The following is a 13,135-nucleotide window of genomic DNA, read 5'->3' as shown; positions in this document are numbered from 1 at the left end:
TTTTTTTTGTTGTGGTGTGTTGTTTTTTTTTTATAAGCCCCCGGGCGGGCGGCCCCCGTCCGCCGCGGGGCGGGGGCCCCCCCGGGGGAGCCGACGGCACCACCTGCTTCTCCTCCGCGAAGTGGCACGCCGAGGCGTGCGCCGCGGGGCCGCCGGCCTGGCGGAAGACCTCGGGGACCGCCAGCAGCGGGACCTCCTGCGCGCAGCGCGCCCGGGCCTTCCAGCAGCGGGTGCGGAAGCGGCAGCCGGAGGGGATGTCGGTGGGGGACGGGACGTCGCCGGTGAGAATGATCCGCTCGCGGTGCTCCCGTGCCTGCGGGTCCGGTACGGGGACGGCGGACAGGAGTGCCTGCGTGTACGGGTGGGTCGGGTGGTCGTAGATCTGGGTGTCGGTACCGATCTCGACGATCCGGCCCAGGTACATCACGCCGACCCGGTCGGAGATGTGCCGGACGATCGACAGGTCGTGGGCGATGAACACGAACGCCAGGTCGAACTCGCTCTGCAGCCGGTCCATCAGGTTGATGACCTGGGCCTGGACGGAGACGTCCAGCGCGGAGACCGGTTCGTCGGCGACGATCACCTCGGGGCGCAGCGCCAGCCCGCGGGCGATGCCGATGCGCTGGCGCTGCCCGCCGGAGAACTGGTGCGGATACCGGTTGATGTACTCCGGGTTGAGCCCGACCACGTCCAGCAGGTGCTGGACCCGCCCCCGCCGGTCGCCCTTCGGCGCCACCTCGGGGTGGATGTCGAAGGGCTCCCCGATGATGTCGCCCACCGTCATCCGGGGGTTGAGGGAGGTGTACGGGTCCTGGAACACCATCTGGATGTTGCGGCGGACGGCCTTCAGCGCCTTCCCCGACAGCCTGGTGATGTCCTCGCCCTTGTAGCGGATCGCGCCGGCCGTCGGCTTCTCCAGGTGGACCAGCATCTTCGCGACCGTGGACTTGCCACACCCCGACTCGCCCACGATGCCCAGGGTCTCGCCCCGGCCGAGCGTGAAGTCGACCCCGTCGACGGCCTTCACGGCGCCGACCTGTTTGCGGATCAGGACGCCCCGGGTCAGCGGGTAGTGCTTGACCAGCCCGGAGACCTCCAGGATCGGCTCAGCCATCGAGGCACTCCCTCCAGAAGTGGCAGGCGCTCCCCCGCGTTCCCGAGACCTCGTACAGCGGCGGCTCGTCGGTGCGGCAGACGCCCCGGGCCATCGGGCAGCGGGGGTGGAAGGCGCAGCCGGGCGGGATGTCCATGAGGTTGGGCGGCAGTCCCTTGATGGCGTAGAGCTCCCGGCCCTTCTGGTCGAGGCGCGGGATGGAGTCCAGCAGGCCCCGGGTGTACGGGTGGGCGGGGGCCTTGTAGATGTCGTGCACGGGGGCCGACTCGACGATCCGGCCCGCGTACATGACGGCGATCCGGTCGGCGACGTCGGCGACCACGCCGAGGTCGTGGGTGATGAGGACGAGCCCCATGCGGTACTCGCGCTGTAGTTCCGCGAGGAGTTCCATGACCTGGGCCTGCACGGTGACGTCGAGGGCGGTGGTCGGTTCGTCGGCGATGATCAGGGCCGGTTCCAGGGCCAGCGCCATGGCGATCATGATGCGCTGGCGCATGCCGCCGGAGAACTGGTGCGGGTACTGCCGCGCCCGCTCCCGGGCGGCGGGGATGCGCACCCGGTCCATCAGCTCGACGGCCTTGGCCCGCGCGTCCTTCTTCGACATGCCCCGGTGGACGACGAACATCTCGCCGAGCTGGTCGCCGACCGGGATCACCGGGTTGAGGGAGGACAGCGCGTCCTGGAAGATCATCGCCATCTCGGCGCCCCGGACCCTGCGGCGCTGTTCCTCCTTCAGGCCGAGGAGGTCGCGGCCCTGGAAGACGACCTCGCCGCCGGTGATCCGGCCGGGCGGCATGTCGAGGATGCCCATGATCGCCTGCGCGGTCACCGACTTGCCGGAGCCGGACTCGCCGAGCACCGCGAGCGTCTCCCCCGCGTCGACGCCGTGGCTGACGCCGTTGACGGCCTTGGCGACGCCGTCCCGGGTGCGGAACTCCACGTGCAGGTCACGCACTTCGAGCAGCATGACGGCGGCTCACCTCAGCTTCGGGTCGAGGGCGTCGCGCACCGCGTCGCCGAGCATGATGAACGCCAGGACGGTGACCGCGAGGGCGCCGGAGGGCCACAGCAGCGCGTGCGGGGCGTTGCGGATGTAGGGCGAGGCCGCGGAGATGTCGATGCCCCAGGAGACGCTGGGCGGCTTCAGGCCGACGCCGAGGTAGGAGAGGGTCGCCTCCAGCGAGATGTACGTACCGAGCGCGATGGTCGCCACGACGATGACGGGGGCGACGGCGTTGGGCGCGATGTGCCGGAGCATCAGGCGGGAGTGGGAGGCGCCGAGGGCGCGCGCGGCCTGGACGTAGTCGTTCTGCTTGACGGTGATGACCGAGCCGCGGGCGATCCGGGACAGCTGCGGCCAGCCGAGCAGGACCATGAACCCGATGACGGGCCACACGGAGCTGCTGGTGACCACGGACAGCAGCACCAGACCGCCGAGGACGACCGGGATGGCGAAGAAGACGTCGGTGATCCGGGACAGGACCGAGTCCCACACCCCGCCGAAGAAGCCGGCCAGCGCGCCCAGGACGCTGCCGAGGACCGCGACCCCGAGCGTGGCGCAGACGCCGACCGTGACGGACGTACGGGCGCCGTAGACGGTACGGGTGTAGACGTCGCAGCCCTGCCCGTTGAAGCCGAAGGGGTGACCGGCCTGCGAGCCCTCCTGGGCCTTGGCCAGGTCGCACTTCAGCGGGCTTCCGGAGGCGATCAGCGAGGGCCACAGGGAAATGACGACCAGGAAGAGGATCACCAGGGAGGAGACGACGAAGACGGGGTTGCGGCGCAGGTCGCGCCAGGCGTCGGACCACAGGGAACGCGGCCTGCCCTGCGGGCCGGTGCCGTCCGGCCCGCTCGGGGCCGCCTTCTCCAGGGTCTCGGCCTCGTCGACGCCCAGGTCCATCGTGCCGCCCATGCCGGTCCCCGCGATCGCGCGGTCGGGGTCGTAGTGCTGTTCAGGCATAGCGGATCCTCGGGTCGAGTACGGCGTACAGAAGATCGACGACGAGGTTGGCGACGAGGAAGACCAGGACGAGGACGGTCACGAAGCCGACGACGGTCTGGGTGTTCTGCCGCAGGATGCCCTGGTAGATCTGGTAGCCGACGCCGTGGATGTTGAAGATCCGCTCGGTGACGATCGCGCCGCCCATGAGGAAGCCGATGTCCGCGCCGATGAAGGTGACCACCGGGATGAGGGAGTTGCGCAGCAGGTGCCGGGTGATCACCCGGCGCCGGGGCAAACCCTTGGCGACGGCGGTGCGGACGTAGTCGGAGCGCCGGTTCTCGGCGATGGAGGTACGGGTCAGCCGGGTGACGTAGGCGAGGGAGACGGAGGCCAGTACCAGTCCGGGCAGGATCAGCTCGCCGAACGGGGCCTCGGAGGACACCGACGGCCTGATCCACCCCCACTTCACCCCCAGCAGCAGCTGGAGCAGCAGACCGGTGACGAAGGTGGGGACGGAGATGACGACGAGGGTGAGCAGCAGGACGCCGGTGTCCACGGGCCGTCCCCGGCGCAGTCCGGTGACCACGCCGAGGGCGATGCCGATGACGATCTCGAAGAGGATCGCGATGAGCGTGAGCCGGATGGTGACGGGGAACGCGGTCGCCATCAGCTCGGTGACCTCCTGGCCGTTGAACGCCGTACCGAAGTCGCCGGTGAACAGGTTCCCCATGTAGGTCAGGTACTGCTGCCAGACGGGCTTGTCGAGGCCGAACTCCCTCTCCAGCTGGGCGGCCGTCGCCGGGTCGCAGCGCCGCTCGCCGCAGAGGCCGGCGATGGGGTCGCCCATCACGTTCACCATGAGGAAGATCAGCAGCGTGGCCCCGATGAACACCGGGATCATCTGGAGCAGCCGCCGGACGACGTAGCGTCCCACGGCGGGTCAGCTCACCGTGATCTGGTCGTACACGGGGACGCTGAAGGGGTTGAGCTTCACGTCGGACAGCCGCTCGGACCAGCCCGCGCTGCCGTTCTGGTACCACAGCGGGATGGCGGCCATGTTGTCGCGGACGACCTCCTCTGCCTGCTGGAACAGGCCGATGGCCTTGGCGGTGTCGGTCTCCTGGTTGGCCTGGTCGACGAACTCGTCGAAGTCGTTGTTGGACCACTTGCCGTCGTTGGAGGAGGCGTTGGTGTAGTAGAGCGGCTGGAGGAAGTTCTGGATGAGCGGGTAGTCCATCTGCCAGCCGGCGCGGAAGGGGCCGCTCATCTTCTGCTGGGTGATCTGGTTGCGGAAGTCGGCGAAGGTGCCGACCGGGTTGCCGGTGCAGGCGCGCTCGTTGTCCAGCGCGTTGTTGATGGAGTTGCAGACGGCGTCGACCCAGTCCTTGTGGGAGCCCGTGTCGGCGTTGTAGGTGAGGGTGACCCTGCCGCCGGGCAGGCCGCCGCCCTCCTCGATGAGCTTCTTCGCCTCGGCGGGCTTGTACTCGCACCCCTCACCGCACAGCCCCTCCTGGAAGCCGCCGTCCTCGCCGAGGACCGGGGAGGTCCAGTCGGTGGCGGGGGTGCGGGTCTTCGCGAAGATGGTCTCGGTGATCTGGTCGCGGTCGATCGCCATGGACAGGCCCTTGCGGACCTTCTCCGAGCCGGACTTGTTCCAGTTCTCGTCGTAGTACGGGAAGGCGAGGGTCTGGATGATGCCGGCCGGGGTGTTGAGGTAGCGGTCGTCCAGGTCGCTCCCGACGTTCTTCAGCTGGGAGGCGGGGACGTCGTCGACGAGGTCGAGGTTCCCGGCGATGAGGTCGGTGTAGGCGGTGTTGTTGTCGGTGTAGACCTTGAGGTCGACGCCGCCGTTCTGCGCCGCGTCGTCGCCGGGGTAGTCCTCCCACTTCCGCAGGGACATCTGCGATCCCTTGGTGTACGTGTCGACCGCGTACGGGCCGTTGCCGACCGGCTTGGCTACCCAGGCGTCGTGGTCGTCGAAGAAGGCCCGGGGCAGCGGGGCGAAGGCGGCGTAGCCGAGGGTGTCGGGGAAGGTCGAGAACTTCTGGGTGAGCTTGACGGTGAAGGTCAGTTCGTCGACCACCTCGAGCCCGGAGAGCGTGTCGGCGCTCTGCTCGCCGCCGTCCTCGGGATGGGTCCGGTCGTAGCCCTCGATGTAGCCGAAGAAGTAGGCGTTGCGCTGGTTGTTCCGCAGGCTCGCGCCGTAGTTCCAGGCGTCCACGAAGGACTTGGCGGTGACCTTCTCGCCGTTGCTGAAGGTCCAGCCGTCCTTGACCTTGACGGTGAAGTTCTGGGAGTCCGTGGTCTCGATGGACTCGGCGAGCATGTCCTGGGCCTCGCCGGTCTCCGGGTGGTAGCGCTTGAGACCCCGGAAGATCATGTCGAGGACCTTGCCGCCCTGCACCTCATTGGTGTTGGCCGGCTCCAACGGGTTCTGCGGGTCCCCCCAGGAGGCGCTCAGCACCGCACCGGCGTCACCGCTGCCGCCCCCGCCGTCCCCGCCCCCGCAGGCCGTCGCCGTGAGGGCGACCGCCACCGCGCAGACGGCCCATCCGGCGTGCGTGGCTCCGCGCATGGAGTGCCTCCTCGTACGTACGCAGTGGTGCGCTGACGCTTTACGCCAATATCGACGCAAAGGGTGCGTCACGCACACGCGCGGCGCCCGTACGGGCGCGACCTCGGCCGTATGCACCCGTCCGGCGGCGCACGCGGGAGGGATGACGGGGGATAACGCGATGCGGTGTCAGAAGGCGCGAGGAGGCGGAAAAGACCGGCACCCGGCACCCCTGTACGGGATGCCGGGTGTCGTCAGCGGGTCGGGCCGCCGCCCGTGGCGACGGCCCGGACGTCAGGCCTTCTCGACGGCCGAGCCGGTGGAGTGGATGTCCTCCAGGGCCGCGAGCGCCGGGTCCATGACGACGTCCTCGTCACGGCCCACGATGGTGGGCTCCTCCGGGAAGTGGCAGGCGGTCAGGTGCCCCGGCCTGCTGCCGGAGATCTGGACCAGCGGCGGTTCCTCGGTCGCGCACTTGTCCTGCGCCTTCCAGCACCGCGTACGGAACCGGCAGCCGGAGGGCGGCGAGATCGGCGAGGGCACGTCGCCCTGCAGGCGGATGCGCTCCCTCTTGTCCGCGTCGATGTCCACCTCGGGCACGGCCGACAGCAGCGCGTGCGTGTAGGGGTGCCGGGGCCGGTTGTAGAGCGAGTCGCGGTCCGCGACCTCCACGATCTTGCCCAGGTACATCACCGCGACGCGCTGCGAGAAGTGCCGCACGATCGCCAGGTCGTGCGCGATGAAGACGAACGCGATCCCCATCTCCCGCTGCACCTTCTGCAGCAGGTTGATCACCTGGGCCTGGATCGACACGTCGAGGGCCGAGACCGGTTCGTCGGCGACGATCAGCTTCGGCTCCAGGGCGACGGCCCGCGCGACACCGATGCGCTGGCGCTGGCCGCCGGAGAACTCGTGGGGGAAGCGGTTGTAGTGCTCCGGGTTGAGACCGACGATCTCCAGGAGCTCCCGGACCCGCTGCTCGCGGCCGCCGGGCGGGTTGATGCCGTTGATCTCCATCGGGCCCGCGATGATCGTGCCCACGGTCTGGCGCGGGTTCAGCGCCGTGTACGGGTCCTGGAAGATCATCTGGATCTCGGACCGGATCGGCGCCAGCTTGGCCCGGCTCGCGTGGCTGATGTCCTGGCCCTTGTACGCGATGGTGCCCTCGGTGGGCTCGTACAGACGGGTCAGCAGCCGGCCGGTGGTCGACTTGCCGCAGCCGGACTCGCCGACGAGGCCGAGGCTCTCCCCGGGGAAGACCTCGAAATCGACGCCGTCGACGGCCTTGACCGCGCCGACGGTACGCCGGATCGGGAAGCCGCCCTTGATCGGGAAGTGCTTCTTCAGGCCCTTGACCTGCAGAAGCGGTGTGGCGTCGCCGTCCCGCTGCTGCGGGACCTCGTCGGCGACCGCCGTGGTCGTCTTGGTTGTGTCGCTCATGGTGATGCCCCAGTCGCCGGTTTCAGCTCAGCCCAGCCGGGGCTGAATCTTGTCGATGAACACCTGCTGCCGCTGTTCCACCGTCAGGTGGCAGGCGGCCGCACGCCCCGGGGCGAGCTCAGGACGCTCACCCGAGCAACGGCTGCCGGAAACCAGGTCGGTGAAGCCGCACCGCGGGTGGAACGCGCACCCCGTGGGCGGGTTGAGCAGCGACGGCGGCGATCCGGGAATCGGCATCAGCGGCTCGTCCACGTCGGAGGTGAGCCGCGGCATCGACCCCAGCAGACCCCAGGTGTACGGGTGCTGCGGCTCCTTGAGCACCTCGCGCACCGTGCCGCGCTCGACGGCTCGGCCGGCGTACATCACCAGGATGTCGTCGGCCATGTTGGCGACCACGCCCAGGTCGTGGGTGATCATGATGATCGCGGAGCCGAACTCCTGCTGGAGGTCCTTGAGCAGGTCGAGGATCTGCGCCTGCACCGTCACGTCGAGCGCCGTGGTCGGCTCGTCGGCGATGAGCAGGTCGGGGTTGCAGGAGAGCGACATGGCGATCATGGCGCGCTGGCGCATACCGCCGGAGAACTGGTGCGGGTAGTCGTCGACCCGCTGCTTCGGGTGCGGGATGCCGACCTTCTCGAGCAGGTCGACGGCGCGCTCCCGGGCGTCCTTCTTGGAGGCGCCGGTGTGCTTCATGAACGGCTCGGCGATCTGTCGGCCGACCGTGTAGTACGGCGACAGCGCGGTGAGCGCGTCCTGGAAGATCATCGCCATCTTCTTGCCGCGCAGCGTCTCCAGCTGCTTCTCGTCGGCACTGGTCAGTTCCTGACCGTCCAGCTTGATCGACCCCTCGATGGCGGTCTTCTTGCGGTTGTGCAGGCCGAGGACGGCCAGGTTGGTCACCGACTTGCCGGAGCCGGACTCGCCCACGATGCCGAGGGTCCTGCCGCGCTCCAGGTCGAAGGAGAGTCCGTCCACCGCCTTGACGATGCCGTCGTCGGTGGAGAAGTGGACCTTGAGGTCGCGCACCGAGAGGAAGGCTCCCCCCGCGGCGGGGGCCGCGGCCTCGTCGGGCTTGGTCAGAGTGGTCACGGTGGTTCTCCTAGGACAGACGCACGCGCGGGTCGATGACGGCGTACAGGGCGTCCACGATCAGGTTGAAGAGGATGATGAGGGACGCGCTGATCAGCATGACGCCCATCAGCATCGGCAGGTCCTTGTTGATGACGGAGTCCAGCGCGAGCCGGCCGAGACCGGCCAGGCCGAAGGTCTTCTCCGTCACCATGCCGCCCGCCAGCAGCGAGGCCAGGTCGATGCCGAGAATGGTGACGATGGGGATGAGGGAACCGCGCCAGGCGTAGCGCATGAAGACGTAGTTGCCCGACATGCCCTTGGCGCGGGCCGCCTTCACGTGTTCTTCCTGGAGCTGCTCGATCATCGAGGAGCGGCTCATACGGGTGTAGTTGGCGGTGAAGATGGTCGCCATGACGAGCCAGGGGATCAGCAGGCCCATGAACCAGCCGCCGAGGTCCTCGGAGAACGGCACGTACTTCGGCTTGTCGAGCCAACCGGTGCTGTAGACGAAGGCGAGCATCACGAGCGGGCCGAGGAAGTAGATCTGCAGCGAGCTGAGGACCAGCGAACCGCTGCTGAAGGTCTTGTCCAGCCAGGTGCCGCGGAACTTGGCTGCCAGCAGACCGGCGCCGAGGCCGACGATGAGGAAGACCACCAGACCGCCGAGGGTCAGCGAGAGAGTGAGCGGGAAGCGGTCGACGATCGTGTCCCAGACGTTCTGGTTGTTGGCGAACGAGACACCGAAACAAGGGGCGGCGCAGTGACCGACGGCGAAGTCCCGCCCGGTGAAGATGCCGGTCAGGAAGATCCAGTACTGGACGGTGACCGGTTTGTCGAGGCCCAGGTTCTTGTGGATGACCTCCAGCGCGTCCGGGGTGCAGTTCTTGCCACAGGCCAGCAGGGCCGGGTCCTGCGGGATCGCGAAGAACATGAAGAACGTGAACGCACTGATCAACAGCAGAATCAGCGCCGCGCCGAATGTCCGGCGAATGAGGAATTGAAGCATGGCAGAAGGCTGCTCTCAGGACGGCGGCAGTCGGTTGGGGAGGTCGGGACGAGATCCGGGCCCCGGGGGTGGGCGCTCCGCCGCGCGCCCACCCCCGGTTTCCCTACGAGCCGGCTACTACTTCTTCAGGAAGATCCGCGTGACGTCCACGTAGCTCGAGTCCGAGCTGTAGCGGATGCCGCCGATGTTCGAGCCGAAGATCTGGAAGACCTTGGTGTAGTACAGCGGAGCGGCCGGGTTGACCTCGTCCGAGATGTACTCGTTCAGCTCGGCCCAGGCCTTGGTGGCCTCTTCGGTGTCGGTGATCTTCTGGATGCGCGCGATCTCGGAGTTGACGTGGTCGTCGTTGATGTGCGCGTAGTTCGACGCACCGTCCTGGATCGTCGTGCCGTCGTACAGCGGCGGGAAGACGGTGCTGGCGGACGGCCAGTCCTGACCCCAGCCGGTCATGTACAGGTCCAGACCGTTGTCGACCTTACCGACCTGCTCGTACCAGGTGGCGGAGTCGATCTCCTTCTTCTGGATGTCGAGGCCGATCTTCTCCAGCGCGTCGGCGATCAGCACGGACTGCTGCTGACGGGTCGGCGTGTTCGCGTAGGCGTAGACGAGCTTCTTGCCCTCGAAGCCGCCTTCCTTGATCAGCTTCTTGGCGGCCTCGATGTCACCGTTGGGCTTCTTGGACCGGTTGAACGGGTCGTAGTCCTCGGTGTAGCCCGGGGTGGTGGGCGACATCAGCGAGTTGGCGACCTCACCGCCGTAGGCGCCGCCGTCGGCCTTGAAGACCGAGGAGGAGGGCATGGCCAGGGTGATCGCGTCACGGAGCTTCTTGTCCTTGACGCGGTCCATGTTGAAGTTGAGCTGCCACACGTAGGGCGCGTAGCCCTGGATCGTGCGGTTGTCCATGACCTCCTTGTCGCCCACGACCTTCTGCAGCTGCGTGGTGGCGACCTGACCCGTGAACATCATCGCGTTCTTGGCCTCGCCCTGGTCGGCGAGCAGGGTCTTGGTCTGGTCCTCGTCATCGTGGTTCATCGAGATGTCGAAGCCGTCCACGTACTGGTGACGCACCGAGTCGGACTTCGGGTCCCACTGGTCGTTCTTGACCAGCTTCATGGACTTGCCCGGCTTGAACTCGGCGATCTTGTACGGGCCCGAGGCGACCGGGTCGGTGTCGTACTTCTCCTTGGTGTCCGACTCCTCCGGGACGACGCTGTAACCGGGCATGGTCAGCATCTGCGGGAGGTCGGGCCGCGCGTCCTTGAAGTGGAAGACGACCGTCTTGTCGTCCGGCGTCTCGAGGACGTCGTCGGGCAGGTGCTTGCCCTTGTCCGGACCCTTGTACGCGTCACGGTAGGTGGTACCGGCACCGGACAGCCACTGCTGGAGGTAGGTCGGGCCGTCGGTGATGAACGACGAGTACATGCGCTCGATCGAGTGGCGGATGTCCGCCGAGTTGATCGGGTCGCCGTTCTCGTCCTTGAGGTTGTCCTTGAGCGTGTAGGTCCAGGTCTTGCCGCCGTCGGAGACCTTGCCCGCGTCGGTGGCGAGGTCGCCCACGACGGTCAGGTTGCCCTCGTCGTCCTCGGAGTACTGGGTCAGACCACGGTAGATCAGGCGGCTGAGCAGCTTGCCGTCCGAGACGTAGATCTGGCCCGGGTCCAGGTGCGAGAAGTCCGTCTCCTGGTAGACGACCGCGGTGCCGCCCGCCTTGGCGCCGGGGATCTCGGCGGCGGGGCCGGTCGATGCCTTGGCATCGCCGATCTGCACCGGCTTCGACTGGGCGGCGGCGTCCTTCTTCTGCTTGCTGGTGTCCTTGGCGGAGCTGCCGCCGTCGCCCCCGCCGCATGCGGTGAGGGTCAGGGCGCCGGCCGCCACCGCGACAATCGCGGCCGTAGCGGTGCGGTTTCGGAAGATGCTCATGGAGTCGAATCCACCTGCCTGTGAGTAGTGAGCGTGGTTGTTGCTGGCCGGAAGCGGGCCGAGTGGCGCCGAGGCCGACCGGGGCAAGAACGCGGAGTCCCCCGGACTCAGCGGCCCGTCTTGGGATCGAACGCGTCCCGCACCGAGTCACCGAGAAGGTTGAAGGCCACAATGAAGACCACCATGGCGATTCCGGGGAAGAGCATGTAGTACGGGTCCGCCTCCACGATGTCTGCCCCGATGGCGAACATGCGGCCCCAGTCCGGCGTGGGTTCGACGTATCCGACGCCCACGAAGGAGAGGAAGGCGATGCTGAGGATGAGGGACGGCAGCGCGAGGGTCGCCTGGACCAGCACCGGCGTGACGACGTTGGGCAGCAGTTCCTTGCGGATGATCCGCCAGGGCGAGGCCCCGGAGATGCGCGCCGCCTCGATGAACTCCCGGTCGCGCAGCGCCAGCGTGGCGGCCCGGACGATCCGGGCCATGCTCATCCATCCCAGGAACGAGAGCACGATGATGATCGCGCTGGCCCGCACATAGGTGGGCGTCTCCTCGTCCGGAGCGACGAACACCGTGGTGATGACGGGCATCGCGGCGACGAAGAAGAGCTGGTTGGGCAGGGCCATGAAGAAGTCGGTCACCCGGCCGAGCCAGTAGTCGATCCTGCCGCCGAAGTAACCCCCGACGAGACCGATCAACACCCCGATGAGAGTCACCAGAAGCGCCGCGACCAGCGCCGTGAACAGCGAGGTCCGGATGCCGTACAGCAGCTGGGTGAACACGTCACGGCCCAGGCCCGGCTCGATGCCGAACCAGAACTCGCCGGTGATGCCGCCGAAGGGCGCCGCCGGCATGGTGAACATGTCCAGGAGGTCCGGGTTCTCCTGCCCGTAGAGCGTGTACGGGTCCTTGCCGTACGCCTTCGAGATCAGCGGCGCCGCTGCCGCGATCGCGAAGAAGAACAGGACGACACAGGCGGAGACCACTCCGGTGCGGTCGCTCTTGAAACGCGCCCACATCAGCTGCCCGGGGCTGCGGCCCTCGAGCTTCTTCGGCTCCTGGGCGTCGCCCTGCGGCCCGCTCTCTTTCTCCAAGACGGGAGAGGCCACAGCACCCTCGATCTCGGTTGGACTCGTCATGATTCGTCCGTTTCACAGGTGTTGGAGGTCGTCGGCGGTACACAAGCGGTCCGACGACCTTCGCACGGCGTACGTCATTGAAGCGCGCGACTGGATCAGCGACTGGAGGTGAACCCCACCGCCGGGGAACCCTGGTCCGCGGCCGGCGCCGGCCGGGCACGGACCGGGCAGTCAAGGAAGTTCGCGACGCCGGATCGTTGCCTCGGCCGTGGGAGCGGGAACAGGACCGAACGTACCCACGGGACCTACACCTGTCATCGGGGACGACGCGACCCATATGGCGCTTGTGGCACCTCGCATGGGTTCCTCCTCATGAATCCACTGGTTCACCGCAAAGGGGAGCACTCGACACGTCTTCGTCCACCGCCCGTCGCCGGTGTCGGAGATCATCAGGTGCCCCCTGGCTCGCGAGCCTGCGCCGTCGACGCGTGACCCGTTCAGCCGAGCTCTACGCGCCTAACTATCTGCCATGCGACAGAGCCGAACCACACCCACGAGGTCTCGGTTCGATCACAGCTGGGCCCTACATCTTCCAAAATCCGGACAAAGGGTTTCGGAGGAGATCCCTGCGAAACGGACTTGTTACACATCTATCGACGCCAACCGTCCGCATAGCGGACATCCGAAGGGGAAAAGCCGTTGCGGGAGGCGTGACTGCCGTGCAGGACCCCTCGCAGGGCTGACGTGCACTCAGCGCACCGGGACGGCAAAGCCGTTGGCACCGGTCTCGGATCGTGATACCCCGGACGTGAATCGCGCCACGTCGGCCGCGACCGCGGTCCGCTTCGGGAGAAGGGTAGTGGGCATCGCCCACTTCAGGGGCATCTCCCGGCCGGATCGAGGGTTATCCCTACCCTCCTCTTTTGCTCCACTTCGCCATGACATCCCGCGGTGTCTCGCACTGCGCGGGTATATACGGCACCGGGCACCCCTGAGAGCAGGGGTGCCC

General features: G+C 67.7%; 10 protein-coding genes. All 10 read right to left on the bottom strand.

What is annotated here, in order from left to right; all coding sequences use genetic code 11:
* A partial coding sequence (locus ACFWVE_RS33555) for an ABC transporter ATP-binding protein (RefSeq protein WP_384022576.1) occupies window positions 1-1,114 on the bottom strand: 1,114 nt, incomplete at its 3' end.
* The gene (locus tag ACFWVE_RS33550; RefSeq protein WP_384022573.1) at window positions 1,107-2,081 is read right to left on the bottom strand and encodes an ABC transporter ATP-binding protein; all 975 of its coding nucleotides are present in this window, start codon (window positions 2,079-2,081) and stop codon (window positions 1,107-1,109) included. The genes ACFWVE_RS33555 and ACFWVE_RS33550, both read right to left, overlap by 8 nt.
* Window positions 2,082-2,090: 9 nt before the next feature.
* The gene (locus ACFWVE_RS33545) at window positions 2,091-3,074 is read right to left on the bottom strand and encodes an ABC transporter permease (RefSeq protein WP_384022569.1); all 984 of its coding nucleotides are present in this window, start codon (window positions 3,072-3,074) and stop codon (window positions 2,091-2,093) included.
* A complete protein-coding gene (locus ACFWVE_RS33540; RefSeq protein ID WP_384022566.1) occupies window positions 3,067-3,990 on the bottom strand; it encodes an ABC transporter permease in 924 nt (307 codons plus the stop codon). The genes ACFWVE_RS33545 and ACFWVE_RS33540 overlap by 8 nt, the downstream gene beginning before the upstream one ends.
* Before the next feature lie 6 nt (window positions 3,991-3,996).
* On the bottom strand, window positions 3,997-5,631 hold the full coding sequence (locus ACFWVE_RS33535; RefSeq protein WP_384022563.1) for an ABC transporter substrate-binding protein: 1,635 nt from the start codon (window positions 5,629-5,631) through the stop codon (window positions 3,997-3,999).
* A gap of 273 nt (window positions 5,632-5,904) precedes the next feature.
* On the bottom strand, window positions 5,905-7,050 hold the full coding sequence (locus ACFWVE_RS33530) for an ABC transporter ATP-binding protein (protein WP_384022561.1): 1,146 nt from the start codon (window positions 7,048-7,050) through the stop codon (window positions 5,905-5,907).
* 27 nt (window positions 7,051-7,077) lie between these two features.
* Window positions 7,078-8,139, bottom strand: coding sequence for an ABC transporter ATP-binding protein (locus tag ACFWVE_RS33525; protein WP_384022557.1), 1,062 nt, complete (start codon window positions 8,137-8,139; stop codon window positions 7,078-7,080).
* A gap of 10 nt (window positions 8,140-8,149) precedes the next feature.
* Complete coding sequence (locus ACFWVE_RS33520; RefSeq protein ID WP_384022554.1) at window positions 8,150-9,127, bottom strand: ABC transporter permease; 978 nt, start codon at window positions 9,125-9,127, stop codon at window positions 8,150-8,152.
* Window positions 9,128-9,244: 117 nt separating this feature from the next.
* Window positions 9,245-11,047 (bottom strand): ABC transporter substrate-binding protein, encoded by a 1,803-nt coding sequence (locus ACFWVE_RS33515; RefSeq protein ID WP_384022551.1) that lies wholly within the window; start codon window positions 11,045-11,047, stop codon window positions 9,245-9,247.
* A gap of 107 nt (window positions 11,048-11,154) precedes the next feature.
* Entirely contained in the window at window positions 11,155-12,186 is a 1,032-nt protein-coding gene (locus ACFWVE_RS33510) for an ABC transporter permease (RefSeq protein ID WP_384022548.1), read from the bottom strand.
* Between the last annotated feature and the right edge of the window lie 949 nt (window positions 12,187-13,135).

The sequence above is a fragment of the Streptomyces sp. NPDC058632 genome (assembly GCF_042717095.1).
GTDB lineage: Bacteria > Actinomycetota > Actinomycetes > Streptomycetales > Streptomycetaceae > Streptomyces.
Note: the sequence above shows the minus strand (reverse complement) of the source record. Positions and strands in the feature narration are given on the sequence as shown.

Bases quoted from the DNA above. Each gene is read 5' to 3' on its own strand.
- ACFWVE_RS33550 (WP_384022573.1), bottom strand. From the start codon at position 2,081: ATGCTGCTCGAAGTGCGTGACCTGCACGTGGAGTTCCGCACCCGGGAC.
- ACFWVE_RS33545 (WP_384022569.1), bottom strand. From the start codon at position 3,074: ATGCCTGAACAGCACTACGACCCCGACCGCGCGATCGCGGGGACCGGC.
- ACFWVE_RS33535 (WP_384022563.1), bottom strand. From the start codon at position 5,631: ATGCGCGGAGCCACGCACGCCGGATGGGCCGTCTGCGCGGTGGCGGTC.
- ACFWVE_RS33530 (WP_384022561.1), bottom strand. From the start codon at position 7,050: ATGAGCGACACAACCAAGACGACCACGGCGGTCGCCGACGAGGTCCCG.
- ACFWVE_RS33520 (WP_384022554.1), bottom strand. From the start codon at position 9,127: ATGCTTCAATTCCTCATTCGCCGGACATTCGGCGCGGCGCTGATTCTG.
- ACFWVE_RS33515 (WP_384022551.1), bottom strand. From the start codon at position 11,047: ATGAGCATCTTCCGAAACCGCACCGCTACGGCCGCGATTGTCGCGGTG.
- ACFWVE_RS33510 (WP_384022548.1), bottom strand. From the start codon at position 12,186: ATGACGAGTCCAACCGAGATCGAGGGTGCTGTGGCCTCTCCCGTCTTG.